The 17,241-nt window shown below is 56.8% G+C and carries 11 protein-coding genes and 3 tRNA genes; 8 read left to right on the top strand and 6 right to left on the bottom strand.

From position 1 onward, the window contains the following. The first annotated feature begins 255 nt into the window (after positions 1-255). From ptrA to recD, 3 genes are read left to right on the top strand one after another with little or no spacing between them, the layout of a single operon-like run. Positions 256-3,138 (top strand): pitrilysin, encoded by a 2,883-nt coding sequence (gene ptrA / locus OKF39_RS19060; protein WP_041908387.1) that lies wholly within the window; start codon positions 256-258, stop codon positions 3,136-3,138. Next, positions 3,135-6,677 (top strand): exodeoxyribonuclease V subunit beta, encoded by a 3,543-nt coding sequence (gene recB / locus OKF39_RS19055; protein WP_479983256.1) that lies wholly within the window; start codon positions 3,135-3,137, stop codon positions 6,675-6,677. The genes ptrA and recB overlap by 4 nt, the downstream gene beginning before the upstream one ends. Continuing rightward, on the top strand, positions 6,674-8,494 hold the full coding sequence (recD, locus tag OKF39_RS19050; protein ID WP_045260899.1) for an exodeoxyribonuclease V subunit alpha: 1,821 nt from the start codon (positions 6,674-6,676) through the stop codon (positions 8,492-8,494). The genes recB and recD overlap by 4 nt, the downstream gene beginning before the upstream one ends. A 21-nt stretch (positions 8,495-8,515) precedes the next feature. On the opposite strand, the gene argA is transcribed toward recD, so the two are convergent. Continuing rightward, a complete protein-coding gene (gene argA, locus OKF39_RS19045) occupies positions 8,516-9,847 on the bottom strand; it encodes an amino-acid N-acetyltransferase (RefSeq protein ID WP_014885072.1) in 1,332 nt (443 codons plus the stop codon). Between the two features lie 226 nt (positions 9,848-10,073). Between argA and amiC the strand changes: the two genes are divergently transcribed. Next, positions 10,074-11,327, top strand: coding sequence for an N-acetylmuramoyl-L-alanine amidase AmiC (amiC, locus tag OKF39_RS19040; protein ID WP_014885071.1), 1,254 nt, complete (start codon positions 10,074-10,076; stop codon positions 11,325-11,327). A gap of 88 nt (positions 11,328-11,415) precedes the next feature. Here amiC and OKF39_RS19035 read toward each other — a convergent pair. The 3 genes from OKF39_RS19035 to OKF39_RS19025 all read right to left on the bottom strand — a co-directional run bounded on the left by OKF39_RS19035 (position 11,416) and on the right by OKF39_RS19025 (position 11,713). Further along, positions 11,416-11,492, bottom strand: a tRNA-Met gene (locus OKF39_RS19035). Between the two features lie 33 nt (positions 11,493-11,525). Next, positions 11,526-11,602: transfer RNA gene (locus tag OKF39_RS19030), tRNA-Met, on the bottom strand. A gap of 34 nt (positions 11,603-11,636) precedes the next feature. Further along, positions 11,637-11,713, bottom strand: a tRNA-Met gene (locus OKF39_RS19025). Between the two features lie 209 nt (positions 11,714-11,922). Here OKF39_RS19025 and mltA point away from each other — a divergent pair. Then, positions 11,923-13,020 (top strand): murein transglycosylase A, encoded by a 1,098-nt coding sequence (gene mltA / locus OKF39_RS19020; RefSeq protein ID WP_028014275.1) that lies wholly within the window; start codon positions 11,923-11,925, stop codon positions 13,018-13,020. Positions 13,021-13,095: 75 nt separating this feature from the next. Continuing rightward, complete coding sequence (gene tcdA, locus OKF39_RS19015; protein ID WP_006811804.1) at positions 13,096-13,902, top strand: tRNA cyclic N6-threonylcarbamoyladenosine(37) synthase TcdA; 807 nt, start codon at positions 13,096-13,098, stop codon at positions 13,900-13,902. Here the strand turns inward: tcdA and csdE are convergent. Both csdE and csdA read right to left on the bottom strand, forming a co-directional pair. After that, positions 13,893-14,339, bottom strand: a complete 447-nt coding sequence (gene csdE, locus OKF39_RS19010) for a cysteine desulfurase sulfur acceptor subunit CsdE (RefSeq protein WP_248187023.1) — start codon at positions 14,337-14,339, stop codon at positions 13,893-13,895. The genes tcdA and csdE overlap by 10 nt on opposite strands. Beyond that, positions 14,339-15,544, bottom strand: a complete 1,206-nt coding sequence (gene csdA, locus OKF39_RS19005) for a cysteine desulfurase CsdA (protein ID WP_248187025.1) — start codon at positions 15,542-15,544, stop codon at positions 14,339-14,341. Before csdA ends, csdE begins: the two co-directional genes overlap by 1 nt. A gap of 192 nt (positions 15,545-15,736) precedes the next feature. Between csdA and OKF39_RS19000 the strand changes: the two genes are divergently transcribed. Beyond that, positions 15,737-15,964 carry a YgdI/YgdR family lipoprotein gene (locus OKF39_RS19000; RefSeq protein ID WP_008499648.1) on the top strand — a complete coding sequence of 76 codons (228 nt, stop codon included), beginning with the start codon at positions 15,737-15,739 and terminating at the stop codon, positions 15,962-15,964. Between the two features lie 349 nt (positions 15,965-16,313). After that, positions 16,314-17,231, top strand: a complete 918-nt coding sequence (gcvA, locus tag OKF39_RS18995) for a glycine cleavage system transcriptional regulator GcvA (RefSeq protein ID WP_014885066.1) — start codon at positions 16,314-16,316, stop codon at positions 17,229-17,231. The last annotated feature ends 10 nt before the right edge of the window (positions 17,232-17,241 follow it).

Here is a 17,241-nt window from a genome sequence, read left to right as displayed (position 1 = left end):
TAAAAATTGCGCAGTATGGGGTGTTCATTTATGATGCACTTCTTATCACGGACTGATGTACCTAAATAAAGAGATGTTGGCGTGTCCAGCACGCAGTTTGTTAATGATGTTTGCCCTAAATAATTCGAGTTGCAGGAAGGCGGCAAGGGCGTGAATCTCCGGGAGCTTACATGAGTAAGTGACTGGGGTGAACGCATGCAGCCGACGCACATGCAACTTGAAGTATGACGGGATAGCCGTGATAAAGAGGTCGTAATGCCAGGCAGCACCTTGTTCAAAGCATTTGTTTTGTTTGTCGCCCTTTGGGCTCCCGTCACTCAGGCAGACTCCGGTTGGCAACCCGTTCAGGAAACTATCCGTAAGAGCGAAAAAGATACCCGACAGTATCAGGCTATCCGCCTTGATAACGGTATGACCGTGCTGCTGGTTTCCGATCCGCAGGCGGTGAAATCCCTCTCGGCGTTAGTGGTGCCGGTTGGATCGCTGGAAGATCCTGAGGCGCATCCGGGGCTGGCGCATTACCTCGAACACATGACGCTGATGGGCTCTAAAAAATATCCGCAGCCGGATAGCCTTTCTGAATTCCTGAAAATGCACGGCGGCAGCCACAACGCCAGCACGGCACCGTACCGCACGGCCTTTTATCTCGAAGTCGAAAATGACGCGCTGGCAGGGGCGGTTGATCGTCTTGCCGATGCTATCGCCGCGCCGCTGCTGGATAAAAAATACGCCGACCGCGAGCGCAATGCCGTCAATGCGGAGCTGACCATGGCCCGTACCCGGGACGGTATGCGTATGGCGCAGGTCAGCGCCGAGACCATCAACCCGGCGCATCCGGGCTCACGTTTCTCGGGCGGTAACCTGGAGACGCTGAGCGATAAACCGGGAAGCCCGGTCATTGACGCCCTGCATGCGTTTCGTGACAAATACTACTCCGCCAACCTGATGAAGGCGGTTATTTACAGCAACAAACCGTTGCCGGAGCTTGCCGGACTGGCGGCACAAACGTTTGGCCGGGTGCCGAATAAAAATATTGACCTGCCGAAGATAGACGTACCGGTTGTCACGGACGCGCAAAAAGGGATCGTCATCCACTACGTCCCTGCCATGCCCCGCAAAGTGCTGCGCGTTGAGTTCCGCATTGATAACAACACAGCCCAGTTTCGCAGTAAAACCGACGAGCTGGTGACCTACCTGATTGGTAACCGCAGCCCGGGAACCTTATCTGACTGGCTGCAAAAACAGGGGCTGGTGGAAGGGATCCGCGCCGATTCCGATCCCGTGGTAAACGGCAATAGCGGCGTGCTGGCGATCTCCGCCACCCTGACCGACAAAGGTCAGGCCAACCGTGATGAAGTGGTGGCGGCTATCTTTAGCTACCTCTCTTTACTGCGCGAGAAAGGCGTCGATAAGCGCTATTTTGATGAACTCGCGCACGTACTGGATCTCGATTTCCGTTACCCGTCCATTACCCGCGATATGGATTACGTGGAGTGGCTGGCGGATACCATGATCCGCGTGCCGGTGGCGCACACGCTCGACGCGGTCAATATTGCCGATCGTTATGATGCCGAGGCGGTAAAAGCGCGCCTGGCAATGATGACGCCGCAAAATGCCCGCATCTGGTACATCAGCCCGAACGAACCGCATAACAAGACGGCATACTTTGTTGATGCCCCTTATCAGGTAGACAAAATCAGCGACCAGACCTTCGCCGACTGGCAGAAGAAGGCCGGTGAGATTGCGTTGAAGTTGCCGGAGCTGAACCCCTATATCCCGGATGATTTCTCGCTGATCAAAACGACTAAGGATTATCCGCACCCGGAGCTCATTATTGATGAACCGACGCTGCGCGTGGTGTATACCCCAAGCCGTTATTTTGCGAGCGAGCCAAAGGCCGATGTCAGCGTGGTCCTGCGTAACCCGAAAGCGATGAACAGCGCCAAAAATCAGGTGATGTTCGCGCTCAATGACTATCTGGCCGGTATCGCGCTCGATCAGCTCAGCAACCAGGCGGCCGTGGGCGGGATCAGCTTCTCCACCAACGCCAACAACGGTTTGATGCTTAATGCAAATGGCTATACTCAGCGTCTGCCTCAGCTTTTCAAGGCACTGCTCGAGGGTTACTTCAGCTACACGCCAACGGAAGAGCAGCTTGAGCAGGCTAAATCCTGGTATGCGCAGATGATGGATTCTGCAGAAAAGGGCAAAGCTTACGATCAGGCGCTTATGCCGGCGCAAATGCTGTCGCAAATACCTTATTTCCAGCGTGAAGAACGCCGTGCCTTGCTGCCATCAATCTCATTAAAAGAGGTGCTGGCTTACCGTGACTCGCTAAAAACCAACACGCGCCCGGAGTTTCTTATCGTCGGCAACATGAGCGAAGATCAGGCCAAAACGCTGGCAGAAAATGTTCGCACGCAGCTCGGTTCGAAAGGGGACGAGTGGTGCCGTAACCAGGACGTGCTGGTTGAGAAAAAACAGAATGTGATCTTTGAAAAAGCGGGGAGCAGCACCGATTCCGCGCTGGCCGCGGTGTTTGTGCCAACGGGCTATGATGAATTCGCAAGCTCTGCGCAGAGCGCCGTTCTGGGTCAGATTATTCAGCCGTGGTTCTATAACCAGCTGCGCACAGAAGAGCAGCTTGGCTATGCGGTATTTGCTTTCTCAATGAACGTGGGGCGTCAATGGGGGCTGGGCTTCCTGCTGCAAAGCAGCGACAAACAGCCGGCCTATCTCTGGCACCGCTATCAGGCGTTCTTCCCGCAGGTGGAAGCAAAACTGCGGGCCATGAAGCCGGAAGAGTTTGCTCAGATCCAGCAGGCCGTCATCGCGCAGGTGATGCAGCCGCCGCAGACGCTGGGCGAAGAGGCGTCACAGCTGAGCAAAGATTTCGATCGCGGTAATCTGAAATTTGATTCGCGTGATAAAGTAGTGGCCGAGATAAAACAGCTGACGCCGCAGAAGGCTGCCGATTTCTTCCATCAGGCCGTGATTAAGCCGCAGGGCATCACTATCCTGTCTCAGGTATCCGGTAGCCAGAACGGGAAAACGGACTACGTGAACCCGAAAGGCTGGAAAGTCTGGAAGAGCGTCAGCGCGTTGCAGCAATCTATGCCCTGGAGTAAGAAAGAATGACCGATACCGCTGAGTCCCTTGATCCCTTACGTTTACCTCTGCAGGGTGAACGATTGATTGAAGCCTCAGCGGGAACGGGAAAAACCTTCACCATCGCCGCGCTCTATCTGCGCCTGCTGTTAGGGCTTGGCGGTAACGCCGCTTTTCCTCGTCCTTTGAGCGTTGAAGAGCTACTGGTTGTTACCTTTACCGAGGCCGCCACCGCTGAGCTGCGCGGCCGTATTCGGACCAATATCCACGAACTGCGCATCGCCTGTCTGCGCCAGAGCACGGATAACCCTCTTTACGCGAGCCTTCTGAAAGAGATTGCCGATAAGCAACAGGCAGCCCAGTGGCTGCTCCTCGCAGAAAGGCAGATGGACGAAGCGTCCGTCTTCACCATTCACGGTTTTTGCCAGCGCATGCTGAGCCTGAATGCGTTTGAATCCGGCATGCTGTTTGAGCAACAGCTTATTGAAGATGAATCCGTGCTTCGCTATCAGGCCTGCGCGGATTTCTGGCGTCGCCACTGCTATCCGTTACAGCGGGATATTGCGGAAGCGGTACATGCGTTGTGGAAGGGGCCCGAAGCACTGCTGCGCGCCATCGATCGTTATCTTCAGGGGGAAGCGCCGGTCATCAAATCTCCGCCCCCGGCGGATGAAACCCTGGCCTCACGCCATGAAAAAATCATCGCTAAAATTGCCGACATCAAACAAAAATGGATTGAGTCAGTCGGTGAGATTGACGCGATCATCGAGAATTCCGGGATCGATCGACGTAAGTTCAATCGCGGCAACCAGGGCAAATGGATCGAGAAGATCAGCGCGTGGGCGCAGGAAGAGACGCGGGGCTACCAGCTCCCGGACGCGCTGGAGAAATTCTCCCAACGTTTCCTGGCTGAGCGGACCAAAGCCGACGGCATTGTGCCTGAGCATCCCCTGTTTGTAGCGATCGAAACCCTGCTAGCGGAGCCCCTCACGCTCAACGATCTGATGATCGTCCGCGCCATGACCGAAATTCGTGAAGCCGTGGCGCGCGAGAAACGCCGCCGGGGGGAACTGGGTTTCGACGATATGCTGAGCCGGCTTGATGCGGCGCTGTGCAGTGAAAATGGCGAAGCGCTTGCCGCTGCGATTCGCACCCGCTTCCCGGTGGCAATGATTGACGAATTTCAGGATACCGACCCTCAGCAGTACCGCATTTTCCGCCGTATCTGGCGCCAGCAGCCCGGCACCGCGCTGTTGTTAATCGGCGATCCTAAGCAGGCCATTTACGCCTTCCGCGGTGCGGATATTTTCACCTACATGAAAGCCCGCAGCGAGGTTGACGCACACTACACGCTCGACACCAACTGGCGCTCTTCTCCCGGCATGGTGGAAAGCGTCAATGCGCTCTTCAGCCGCATGGATACGGCGTTTATGTTCCGGGAGATCCCTTTCCAGCCGGTCAAGTTCGCCCCTAAAAATACCGCGTTGCGCTTCGAGGTTAATGGCGAAACTCAGCCAGCCATGAACTTCTGGCTACTTGACGGGGAAGGCTGGGGCGTCGCGGACTATCAAAATGCTATGGCCCAGCACTGTGCGGCGCAAATTAGGGACTGGCTCAGCGCAGGCGCGCGCGGCGATGCGCTGCTGTGGAAGGAGGATAAACCAGCCCCGGTAAAGGCATCTGATATCACGGTGCTGGTGCGCAGCCGTCAGGAGGCCGCGCTTATCCGCGACGCCCTGACGCTACTGAATATACCGTCCGTCTACCTCTCCAACCGCGACAGCGTTTTTGAAACGCTGGAAGCCCTCGAGATGCTATGGCTGCTGCAGGCTGTGCTGGCCCCGGAGCGTGAAAGCACGCTCCGCAGCGCCTTAGCGAGCGCGATGCTCGGGCTGAACGCGCGTGACATTGATGCGCTTAATACTGACGAATCCGCGTGGGATGCTGTGGTAGAAGAGTTTGTGCGCTACCGTGAAAAATGGCAGAAGCGCGGCGTGATGGCGATGGTGCGCGAGCTCATGGCACATCGTCACATTGCGGAAAACATGCTGGCGACAGCGGGCGGCGAGCGCCGTCTGACCGATATTTTGCACATCAGCGAGCTGCTCCAGGAAGCGGGTACGCAGCTGGAGAGCGAGCATGCTCTGGTGCGCTGGCTGGCCCAGCAGATTGCCGACCCTAACAGCAATTCTTCCAGCCAACAGATGCGCCTCGAGAGCGATAAACATCTGGTGCAGATCGTCACCATTCACAAGTCGAAAGGCCTGGAGTATCCGCTGGTCTGGCTGCCGTTTATCGCCAATTATCGCGTACAGGACCAGGCTTTTTACCACGATCGCGAGTCGTTCGAAGCGGTACTCGACCTCAGCAACGCGGAGTCCAGCGTCGAGCTGGCCGAAGCCGAGCGTCTCGCGGAAGACCTGCGCCTGCTATATGTGGCGCTGACCCGTTCGGTCTGGCACTGTTCCCTGGGCGTCGCGCCGCTGTTCCGTCGCCGTGGCGAAAAGAGCGGCGAGAGTGATTTTCATCTGAGCGCGCTGGGGCGGCTTATTCAGCGCGGCGAGCCTAAAGATGCCGCAGGGCTGCGCCAGTGCATCGAATCACTTTGCTCAGAGCATGTTGCCCTGCATATTCCCTCCCAGCCCGACAGCAGCCGCTGGCAGACGCCGGAGCAGGGAGAGTCAGCGCTGCATGCCCGCGAGGTGGCTCGCACAATCGCTGACGACTGGCGCGTCACCAGTTACTCCGGTTTACAGCAGCACGGACAGAGTATTGCGCAGGATCTGATGCCAAAACTGGACGTGGATGCCGCTGGGGCCGGGAGCGTGCCCGTCGAGCCGGCGCTCACGCCGCATCAGTTTCCGCGCGGCGCCTCGCCGGGCACGTTTTTGCACAGCCTGTTTGAAGAGCTGGATTTTACCCAACCGGTATCAGAAGAGTGGGTGCTGAAGATGTTACAGAGCGGAGGCTACGACGCACAGTGGCAGCCGGTTCTCACTGAATGGATCCGCGCTGTTCTGCACGCGCCGCTCACGGCGCAGGGGATCTCGCTGAGCCAGCTGACCGCCAAAGATAAGCAGGTGGAGATGGAGTTTTACCTCCCCATCGCCAGCCCGCTCAGGGCCGAGGCGCTTGATGCGCTGATCCGCGAGTACGATCCGTTATCCGCCGGGTGTCCGCCGCTGAATTTTCGCCAGGTGCAGGGGATGCTGAAAGGCTTTATCGACCTGGTTTTCCGCCACGAAGGGCGCTACTACCTGCTGGATTACAAATCGAACTGGCTGGGGGCAAACAGCGAAGCCTATACCCAGCAGGCGATGGCCTCAGCGATGCAAATGCATCGCTACGATCTGCAATATCAGCTTTACACCCTGGCGCTGCACCGTTACCTGCGCCATCGCATGGCCGATTATCGCTATGAAGATCATTTTGGCGGCGTCATTTACCTGTTTCTGCGCGGCGTGGATGCTAACAACCCGCGTTCGGGTATCTTCAGCACCCGTCCGGCTGCGGAGTTGATTGAAAAGATGGATAACCTGTTTGCTGCAAGCACGGAGGAAGTAGCATGACGATGCAGGCGCTACTGCTGGACGCAATTGAACAACGTGCACTTCGCCACCTGGACGTACAATTTGCCATGATGGTGGCGGGCGAAGAGCCTGCCGTCATGCTTGCCGCGGCGATCCTGAGTAAAGATGCGGGAGAAGGGCATGTCTGTCTGCCGCTTTCACGTCTGGTGGTGGATGAGAAAATGCCGCCGGCTTTACAGGCGTGTTTCGCGCTTCTGGGTGAGGCAGTGGACTGGCAAGAAATATTACTCCGCTCGCCCGCCGTCAGCAGTGCCGATACCGGTACGCCAATGATTTTGACGGGTGAGCGTTTGTATCTGAACCGGCTGTGGCGTAACGAACTGACGGTGGCACGCTTTTTCAGCGAGACCAATGCTCCGCTCCCGTGCGATGAAGCACTGCTCCGGCAAACGCTGGATACGCTGTTTACCTCTGACGACGAGACAGACTGGCAGAAAGTGGCGGCAGCAGTGGCGTTAACGCGGCGGATATCGGTGATTTCGGGCGGGCCGGGCACCGGTAAAACGACCACCGTGGCTAAGCTGCTTGCCGCGCTGATTCAGTTATCGGGTGAGCAAAAGTGTCGTATCCGCCTGGCGGCACCCACCGGTAAAGCGGCTGCACGTCTGACGGAGTCGTTAGGCGGCGCGCTGCAAAAACTGCCGCTCACCGGGGAGCGGCTTGCGCTTTTCCCTAACGAAGCCAGCACGCTGCACCGCTTGCTCGGCGCGCAGCCGGGTAGCCAGCGTCTGCGCTACCATGCCGGTAACCCGCTGCATCTGGACGTGCTGGTTGTGGATGAAGCGTCGATGATTGACCTGACGATGATGTCGCGTTTGATTGATGCGTTACCGCCGCACGCGCGCGTCATTTTCCTCGGCGACCGCGATCAGCTTGCCTCCGTGGAGGCCGGGGCCGTGCTGGGCGATATCTGCACCTATGCCAGCCTGGGGTATACTGCAGAACGCGCTGAGGAGCTGGCGCGCCTGACCGGATGTTCGCTCGCGGCTGAAAACCATTTACTTGCGGGGGCGCTGCGCGACAGCCTGTGTCTGCTGCAAAAAAGCTACCGTTTTGGCAGCGACTCCGGCATTGGTCAGCTTGCGGCGGCGGTGAACCGGGGCGACCGGCACGCTACCTGTGCGGTATTTGACGGTACCTTTACCGATATTGAGAAAAAATCGCTGCAAACCGGGGAAGAGTATCAGGCGATGCTGGATGACGCCCTGCTGGGGTACCAACATTTTCTGACGGGCGTACAGCAGCAAAGCACGCCGGAGCAGGTCATTGCCGCGTTTGGCGAATACCAGCTGCTCTGCGCGTTGAGGGAAGGGCCCTTTGGCGTCAGCGGCCTGAACGACAGGCTGGAACAGCTGCTGGCGCAAAAGCGTAAAATCAACCGTACTCCGCACTCGCGCTGGTATGAAGGCCGGCCGGTGATGATCTCCCGCAACGACAGCGCGCTGGGGTTGTTTAACGGGGATATCGGGATTGCGCTCGATCGTGGGCAGGGGCTCCGCGTCTGGTTCCAGATGCCGGACGGTAGCGTGAAGTCCTTCCAGCCGAGCCGTTTGCCCGAGCATGAAACTGCCTGGGCGATGACGGTGCATAAATCCCAGGGTTCTGAGTTTAACCATGCGGCACTTATCCTGCCCACACAGCTTTCCCCCGTCGTTACCCGCGAGCTGATCTATACCGCCATTACGCGCGCGCGTCAGCGCCTGTCGCTGTATACCGATGAACGGGTGCTGGTACAGGCGATTGCCACCCGCACGGAACGCCGAAGCGGGCTGAGCGCGATATTTGACTCCCTCTGAACGACGCCGGCAAAGGAAGGATTACCCCAGGTCGGCCATCAGCACTTTCGAACGGCGCTGATAGTTGTACATCTCTTTCTTCGTTTCCGGCAGAGAATCAATATCCACCGGCGTGAACCCGCGCTCCTGGAACCAGTGAATGCTGCGCGTCGTCAGGACGAACAGCTTGCTCAGCCCCATCTGACGCGCCTGTGCCGCCACGCGCTCAAGCAGCATTTCGCCGCGTGAAGAGCTGCGGTAATCCGGGTGCACCGCCACGCAGGCCATTTCTCCGATTTTCTCTTCCGGGAACGGATAGAGGGCGGCGCAGGCAATGGTCAGGTTATCGCGCTGGATAATGGTGAATTTGTCGATCTCCATCTCCAGCTGCTCGCGGGAGCGACGAACCAGAATACCCTGCTGTTCCAGCGGACGGATCAGCTCCAGAATGCCGCCGATATCGTTGATGGTCGCGCGGCGAATCTGCTCCGCACTTTCCATCACAATCTGGGTGCCAATACCGTCGCGGGAGAACAGCTCCTGCAGCAGAGCTCCATCTTCCTGATAGCTGATCAGGTGACTACGGCGCACGCCGCTGCGGCAGGCTTTCACGGCGCCACGCAGGAAGCGGACGGTGCCGGAGTGGTAATCCCCTTCGGCTTCCAGCGCTTCAACGCGGGCCTGCGCTTCATTCGGGAAGAGTTCCGGCACAATCACCCCTTCATCGTTTACGACGCCCTGGGAGGAGCAAAACCCAATCATTTTTTCCGCCTTCAGCTTGATCGCCAGCTGGGTGGCAATCTCTTCGGACGTCAGGTTAAAGCTTTCACCGGTTACGGAAACCGCCACTGGCCCCATCAGGACAATGGCACCGCTGTCGAGCTGACGGTGAATGGCCTCTTCATCAATACGACGAATGCGGCCGCTGTGGCAGTAATCCACGCCATCGTCCACGCCGAGCGGCTGGGCAATGATAAAGTTCCCGCTCACGACGTTGATATGCGCGCCCTGTAGCGGCGTGTTGTTCAGGCTCATCGACAGGCGAGCGGTGATATCCAATTGCAGCAGACCCGCCGCCTGCTTCACCAGCTCCAGGGTTTTGGCATCCGTGACGCGGGTATGTTTGTGGTAAATCGGCTCGTGGTGGTGAGCGGCCAGGTTGGCGTCGATCTGCGGGCGCGCGCCATAGACCACTACCAGGCGGATCCCGAGGCTGTGCAGCAGGCCAATGTCATTGACGATGCTGGAAAAATTTTCATGCTCAATGGCTTCGCCGCCCAGCATGATGACAAACGTTTTTCCCCGGTGGGCGTTGATATAGGGAACAGAATGGCGGAATCCCTGGACCAGTTCGGTTCTACGTTCCTTCACCATGGCACAACCCTTAATGAATGTTTATTCGTAATTTATGTATTTTTATTCGATTGTGGGCGCGTGTGCAAGTGCAAATTTTCTGCGACCTACAGAAATTAATAAGTAATCCGTGCGTTAACGTATGATTGTTTACCCTTTTATAGATGACAGTTTATGCGTCATTCGTTAAAGTTTTCGGTCAATCTGCACTTTTGTATATCAGTTTGTTTTCTTGCTCGGGAGAAGCATGTCGGGATCCAATTCAGCAATAAGCCGCCGCCGTTTGTTAAAAGGGGCCGGGGCAATGTGGTTGCTTAGCGTCAGCCAGGTCGGTCTTGCCGCCACGAGTCAGGTGGTGGCGGTGCGCGTCTGGCCGTCGTCGACCTATACGCGCGTGACGGTTGAATCCAATCGCGTGCTGAAATATAAGCAATTTGCCCTCAGCAACCCTGAACGCGTGGTGGTGGATCTCGAAGGGGTGAACCTCAACTCCGTGCTGAAAGGCATGGCGGCGCAGATCCGCGGGGACGATCCGTTTATTAAATCGGCGCGCGTCGGTCAGTTTGATCCGCAAACCGTGCGCATGGTGTTTGAGCTTAAGCAGAACGTTAAGCCGCAGCTGTTCGCCCTGGCGCCCGTCGCGACGTTTAAAGAGCGTCTGGTGATGGATCTTTACCCGGCGAATGCGACGGATATTCAGGATCCGCTTCTCGCCCTGCTGGAGGATTACAACAAAGGCGATCTTCAGCGTCAGGTGCCGCCTGCGCAAAGCGGCCCGCAGCCGGGGAAAGCAGGGCGCGATCGTCCGATTGTGATCATGCTCGATCCCGGCCACGGCGGCGAAGACTCCGGTGCGGTGGGGAAATACCATACGCGTGAAAAAGATGTGGTGCTGCAAATTGCCCGTCGTCTGAAGGCGTTAATTGATAAAGAGGGCAATATGCGCGCCTACATGACGCGCAATGAGGATGTCTTTATCCCGCTGAAGGTGAGGGTGGCGAAAGCGCAGAAGCAGCGTGCCGATCTGTTCGTCTCGATCCATGCGGATGCCTTTACCAGCCGCCAGCCGAGCGGCTCGTCGGTGTTTGCGCTCTCAACCAAGGGCGCGACCAGTACCGCGGCGCGATACCTTGCGGACACCCAGAACGCCTCGGACCTGATCGGTGGCGTGAGCAAAAGCGGCGACCGCTACGTCGACCACACCATGTTCGACATGGTGCAGTCCCTGACCATTAACGACAGCCTGAAGTTTGGTAAAGCGGTGCTGGGCAAGCTGGGGAACATCAATAAGCTGCACAAAAACAGCGTTGAGCAGGCCGGGTTTGCGGTGCTGAAGGCACCGGATATCCCGTCCATTCTGGTAGAAACCGCGTTTATCAGTAACGTTGAAGAAGAGCGTAAGCTCAAGACGGCAAAGTTCCAGCAGGAGGTGGCGGAGTCGATTCTGGCGGGGATACGGGCGTATTTCTCAGACGGGGCGACGCTGGCGCGGCGCGGGTAGGTTTTTAGCCGGGTGAAATGCCCGGCAAATTCACAAACGGCAGATACAAAAAAACACCCTTAAGGGTGTTTATTGTTTTTAGAAGTGTTGGTTGCGGGGGCCGGATTTGAACCGACGACCTTCGGGTTATGAGCCCGACGAGCTACCAGGCTGCTCCACCCCGCGGCACCGTACTTCTTATCTTTTCTAAAATTTGATTGGTTGCGGGGGCCGGATTTGAACCGACGACCTTCGGGTTATGAGCCCGACGAGCTACCAGGCTGCTCCACCCCGCGTCACCGTACTGCTTATACTTCATCAAATTTTAATTGGTTGCGGGGGCCGGATTTGAACCGACGACCTTCGGGTTATGAGCCCGACGAGCTACCAGGCTGCTCCACCCCGCGTCCGTGGAAGCGCACTATACTCGGATAGGTTTGTGATGCAACCCCTTTTTCACATAAATCATTAACTTTGTATGTAAAGTGAACGGCATTGCGACATTTAGACTATTTTTTGCTCTGAATTTGCCAAAGGGCATGCGATCGCATTTCATTCGCTTTGTCGGTTTGTTATCTTCATCACGCGGAAATGGGCAACTTAAAGACGAGATATAATGAAAGGACGTTGGGCGAAGTATCTGATGGCGGGCGCAATGGTAGCGATTCTTGCGGCCTGTTCTTCCAAACCGACCGATCGCGGTCAGCAGTATAAAGACGGGAAGTTATCCCAGCCTTTCTCTTTAGTTAATCAGCCTGACGCCGTTGGCGCGCCGATCAACGCCGGTGATTTCTCCGAGCAGGTCTACCAGATCCGCAATGCGTCGCCGCGTCTGTATAGCTCACAGAACAATGTTTATAGCGCGGTACAGGACTGGCTGAAGGCGGGCGGCGATACGCGCAACATGCGCCAGTTTGGTATTGATGCCTGGCAAATGGAAGGGGCGGATAACTACGGCAACGTCCAGTTCACCGGCTATTACACGCCCGTGGTTCAGGCGCGACACACGCGCCAGGGCGAGTTCCAGTACCCTATCTACCGTATGCCGCCAAAACGCGGCCGTCTGCCGTCCCGTGCCGAAATCTACGCCGGTGCGCTGAGCGAAAACTACGTCCTGGCCTACAGCAACTCCCTGATGGATAATTTCATCATGGACGTGCAGGGCAGCGGCTACATTGATTTTGGCGACGGTTCACCGCTTAACTTCTTCAGCTATGCCGGGAAAAACGGCCATGCCTACCGCAGCATCGGTAAGGTGCTGATTGACCGCGGCGAAGTGAAAAAAGAAGATATGTCGATGCAGGCGATCCGCGAGTGGGGCGAAAAGCACAGTGAAGCCGAGGTACGCGAGCTGCTGGAGCAGAACCCATCGTTCGTCTTCTTCAAGCCGCAAAACTTCGCCCCGGTGAAAGGGGCCAGCGCCGTGCCGCTGATTGGCCGCGCGTCGGTGGCATCGGATCGTTCTATCATTCCTGCGGGTACCACGCTGCTGGCGGAAGTCCCTCTGCTCGACAACAACGGCAAGTTCAACGGCAAATATGAGCTGCGTCTGATGGTAGCCCTGGATGTGGGCGGAGCGATTAAGGGACAGCACTTTGATATCTATCAGGGCATTGGCCCGGATGCTGGTCACCGTGCAGGCTGGTATAACCACTACGGACGCGTATGGGTGCTGAAGGCCGCGCCGGGCACCGGAAACGTATTCAGCGGCTGATTGTGATATTCTGAGCGCAATACGGATTACTGTTCAGGGTGAGGAAAACCTCACCCTTTTTACATCTGAGGTTTTATGTCTGTGGTAATCAGCGATGCCTGGCGCCAGCGTTTTGGCGGCACGGCACGTCTCTATGGTGAAAAAGCCCTGCAGCTGTTTGCGGATGCGCACGTCTGCGTCGTGGGCATTGGCGGTGTCGGCTCCTGGGCGGCGGAAGCGCTGGCGAGAACCGGGATTGGCGCAATCACGCTGATTGATATGGATGACGTTTGTGTGACCAACACTAACCGTCAGATCCACGCCCTGCGTGATAACGTCGGCCTGGCGAAGTCCGAGGTGATGGCGGAGCGCATTCGCCTCATCAATCCGGAGTGTCGGGTGACGGTGATCGACGACTTTGTGACGGCAGATAATGTCGCGGAGTACATGAGCAAAGGCTACAGCTATGTGATTGATGCCATCGACAGCGTGCGGCCTAAAGCGGCGCTGATCGCATACTGCCGTCGTTACAAGGTGCCGCTGGTCACGACCGGCGGCGCGGGCGGGCAAATCGATCCCACGCAGATCCAGGTTGCCGATCTGGCGAAAACCATTCAGGATCCGCTGGCTGCCAAGCTGCGTGAACGCCTGAAGAGCGACTTCAATGTGGTAAAGAACAGCAAGGGCAAGCTGGGCGTCGACTGCGTGTTCTCCACCGAAGCGCTGGTCTACCCGCAGGCGGATGGTTCAGTTTGTGCGATGAAAAGCACGGCGGAAGGGCCAAAACGCATGGACTGCGCGTCAGGCTTTGGGGCGGCCACCATGGTAACCGCCTCTTTTGGCTTTGTGGCGGTCTCTCACGCCCTGAAGAAAATGATGGCGAAGGCGGAACGTCAGGCCTGAACCTGACGTGCGGCGTCCAGCACCGCGTCGCTGAGCGCGATCAGGCCCTGACCGCGCGAGGCGCTAAGCTGCGCGCGCAGCCCCAGTTCGTCGAACAGCGCCAGCGGCGAGTGCGTTAACAATTCCGCCGCGCTTTTCCCCTCAATGGCGGTTAACAGGACCGCCAGCAGGCCCCGGACGATGCGCCCTTCGCTGTCGCCGAAGAAATGCAGCTTCTCGCCGGAGACGCTCACGCCCAGCCAGACGCGGTTTTCACAGCCCGCAATCTCTTTCGCCTGCGCTTTAAGATCGTCGGAAAGAGCTGGGAGCTGTTTACCCAGCAGGATCAGCTGACGATATTTATCTTCCCACTGCTGGAGCGGGGCGAAGGTCTGTTTTAAGGTCTCTTCAGTGATGACCGTGCCAAACGGATGTCCGGCTAAAGCAGCGCTAGTCATTAATCCACCAGTATTTCAAGGGCGCGGTCAACGGCACTAACCAGCGCGTCGACATCGCTTTGGGTATTATAGGGCGCAAACGAGGCGCGCAGCGTACCGCTGACGCCGAGCGCCGCCAGCAGCGGCTGGGCGCAGTGCTGTCCTGCGCGCAGGGCAATGCCGTATCCGGCCAGCAGCGTCACCATATCGCTATGATGCACGCCAGCAAAATCAAAGGCGAGCAGGCTGGAATCCTGAACGCGGAACGAGCGGAAACCCGGGCGTTTTTTCAGTTCTTCCTCAGCCAGCGTCGCCAGCCCTCGGCTCCAGCTTTCCGCCTGAACCGCGTCCGTTTCCGCCAGCCATTCAAGTGCGGCGCTGAGGCCGATGACCCCGGCCACGTTCGGCGTGCCCGCTTCCAGACGGTAAGGCACCTCCTGCGTTTTAAAACCGTCGAAGGTCACTTCGGTAATCATTTTGCCGCCGCCGAGCCACGGCGTCATTTTTGCCAGCAGTTCCGGTTTACCGTACAGCGCGCCAATCCCGGTTGGCCCGTAGAGTTTGTGCCCGGAGAAGGCGTAGAAGTCGATATCCAGCGCCTGCACATCAGCGGGGAAATGAACCACGCCCTGAGCACCGTCGACCATCACCACCACGCCGCTGGCATGGGCAATCTCAATGGCGCGAGCCAGATCCGGACAGCCGCCGGTGACGTTGGACATCTGCCCCAGCGCCAGAATACGGCTGCGGGGGGTAATCAGCTCAGGGAGACGGGCCACGTCAGGCAGAAAGTCTGCACTCAACGGGAGCTTAATAACGCGCGCGCCCGTTTGCTCAGCCACCATCAGCCACGGCACCAGGTTAGCGTGGTGCTCTGCTTCGCTGACAATGATCTCGTCCCCTGGCTGCAGCAGCGGGCGGGCATAGCACTGGGCCACCATATTGATGGCTTCAGTCGTACCGCGCGTCCAGACGATATTTTTCCCGCTTTCGGCATTGATCAGGCGTGCAACCTGATCGCGTGCGGCTTCATAGCGCGCGGTCAGGCGCTGCGCTTCGGCAAACTGGCTGCGATGTACGTTGCCGGCGCTCAGGCTGTAGAACTGCTGCGTGGCCTCGATCACCGCCAGGGGCTTCAGGGCCGTGGCGGCGCTATCAAGATAAATACCGGCATCGGCCAGCGCCGGAAACTGTGCGCGAAACTGCGCAGGACTGAAAGCGTTCATGGAATTCCTCGTGTCGATAGAGAGATCGTCGCGCAATTTCAGCGGCAGGGCAAGGAGGTTGATATCTATCAGATTTGTCTGCTTATCCTGGCGACCTCGAAAAAGCAGGTTATGCTAAATAGTGTTAGGCGGATGTTTTAGCCTGTTATAAATCGAGGTTTGAATAGCATTAATTGCTAAAGGAGAATAATCATGAATAAGACAGCTGCAATCATTTCTGCCTGTGCGTTTACTTTTGCCCTGAGCGCCTGTTCTGGTAACAACTACGTGATGCACACAAACGATGGTCGTTCTATCGTTTCGGAAGGGAAACCGACTACCGATAACGATACCGGGATGATTTCGTACAAAGATGCTAACGGGAACAAGCAGCAGATCAACCGCACGGACGTGAAAGAGATGAAAGAGATCGAGCATTAACCGATCGCAGGCGAAAAAAAAGCACCGCAAATTGGCGGTGCTACATTAATCACTATGGACAGACAGGGTAAATGTACAGGAAGTGAAAAATTGGTAGCGTTGCTACCGTGGTCTGAATCGCAGACCAATTGCAAACACAACAACACAACATCACAACCGTAAGCCAAAAGCCCTTCAGAACACGCATTCCGAAAAAAGCTCTTCGTTCCGGCTCAGGAAGTGCCGCCACTATAGGTATTTGCTGGTAGTTCCTCAACGGACAAATTATAATGGCTCAGATAAAAAAAACTAATAGGTTAAACGTTGTTTCCTGTTTGTTAAATTCCGTTAACATCTAAGCCAGATAACCATGTCAAAGCGATTGCCACCCCTTAATGCATTACGCGTTTTTGATGCAGCAGCACGTCACCTGAGCTTCACCCGTGCGGCAGATGAGCTTTTTGTGACACAGGCCGCAGTAAGTCACCAAATCAAGTCCCTGGAGGATTTCCTGGGCCTTAAGCTGTTCCGCCGACGCAATCGTTCCTTGCTGTTGACCGAAGAGGGGCAGAGCTATTTTCAGGATATTAAAGAGATTTTTTCCCAGCTCACGGAAGCCACGCGTAAGCTGCAGGCCCGCAGTGCAAAAGGTGCCCTGACTGTTAGTTTATTGCCCAGTTTTGCCATTCAGTGGTTGGTGCCAAGACTCTCAAGCTTTAACTCAGCTTATCCGGGGATCGACGTTCGAATCCAGGCGGTGGATCGTCAGGAAGACAAGCTGGCCGATGATGTGGATGTCGCCATTTTTTATGGTCGCGGCAACTGGCCGGGCTTGCGTGTCGAGAAATTATACGCAGAATATCTGCTGCCGGTCTGTTCGCCTCTGCTTTTAACAGGCGACAAGGCGCTGAAAACGCCCGCTGACCTGGCGCAGCATACGCTTTTACATGATGCCTCTCGCCGCGACTGGCAAACTTATACCCGTCAATTAGGTCTTAGTCATATAAACGTGCAGCAGGGCCCCATTTTTAGCCATAGTGCGATGGTGCTACAGGCAGCCATTCACGGACAGGGCGTGGCGTTGGCGAACAACGTGATGGCGCAGTCCGAAATTGAGGCAGGCCGTCTGGTTTGCCCTTTTAATGATGTACTGGTCAGCAAGAATGCATTTTATCTGGTTTGTCATGACAGTCAGGCAGAACTGGGTAAAATAGCCGCCTTCCGGCAGTGGATACTGGCGAAAGCGGCAAGCGAGCAAGAAAAATTCCGCTTCAGGTATGAACAATAACGTTTGTGTG

The organism is Enterobacter cloacae complex sp. HYC042_NIDB (assembly GCF_056673315.1).
This window is presented reverse-complemented; position numbering and strand designations above follow the sequence as displayed.

Excerpts from the sequence above, each read along its gene's own strand:
- csdE (WP_248187023.1), bottom strand. The coding sequence starts at position 14,339 with ATGACTAGCGCTGCTTTAGCCGGACATCCGTTTGGCACGGTCATCACT.
- recD (WP_045260899.1), top strand. The coding sequence starts at position 6,674 with ATGACGATGCAGGCGCTACTGCTGGACGCAATTGAACAACGTGCACTT.
- amiC (WP_014885071.1), top strand. The coding sequence starts at position 10,074 with ATGTCGGGATCCAATTCAGCAATAAGCCGCCGCCGTTTGTTAAAAGGG.
- argA (WP_014885072.1), bottom strand. The coding sequence starts at position 9,847 with ATGGTGAAGGAACGTAGAACCGAACTGGTCCAGGGATTCCGCCATTCT.
- OKF39_RS19000 (WP_008499648.1), top strand. The coding sequence starts at position 15,737 with ATGAATAAGACAGCTGCAATCATTTCTGCCTGTGCGTTTACTTTTGCC.
- gcvA (WP_014885066.1), top strand. The coding sequence starts at position 16,314 with ATGTCAAAGCGATTGCCACCCCTTAATGCATTACGCGTTTTTGATGCA.
- ptrA (WP_041908387.1), top strand. The coding sequence starts at position 256 with ATGCCAGGCAGCACCTTGTTCAAAGCATTTGTTTTGTTTGTCGCCCTT.
- recB (WP_479983256.1), top strand. The coding sequence starts at position 3,135 with ATGACCGATACCGCTGAGTCCCTTGATCCCTTACGTTTACCTCTGCAG.
- tcdA (WP_006811804.1), top strand. The coding sequence starts at position 13,096 with ATGTCTGTGGTAATCAGCGATGCCTGGCGCCAGCGTTTTGGCGGCACG.
- mltA (WP_028014275.1), top strand. The coding sequence starts at position 11,923 with ATGAAAGGACGTTGGGCGAAGTATCTGATGGCGGGCGCAATGGTAGCG.
- csdA (WP_248187025.1), bottom strand. The coding sequence starts at position 15,544 with ATGAACGCTTTCAGTCCTGCGCAGTTTCGCGCACAGTTTCCGGCGCTG.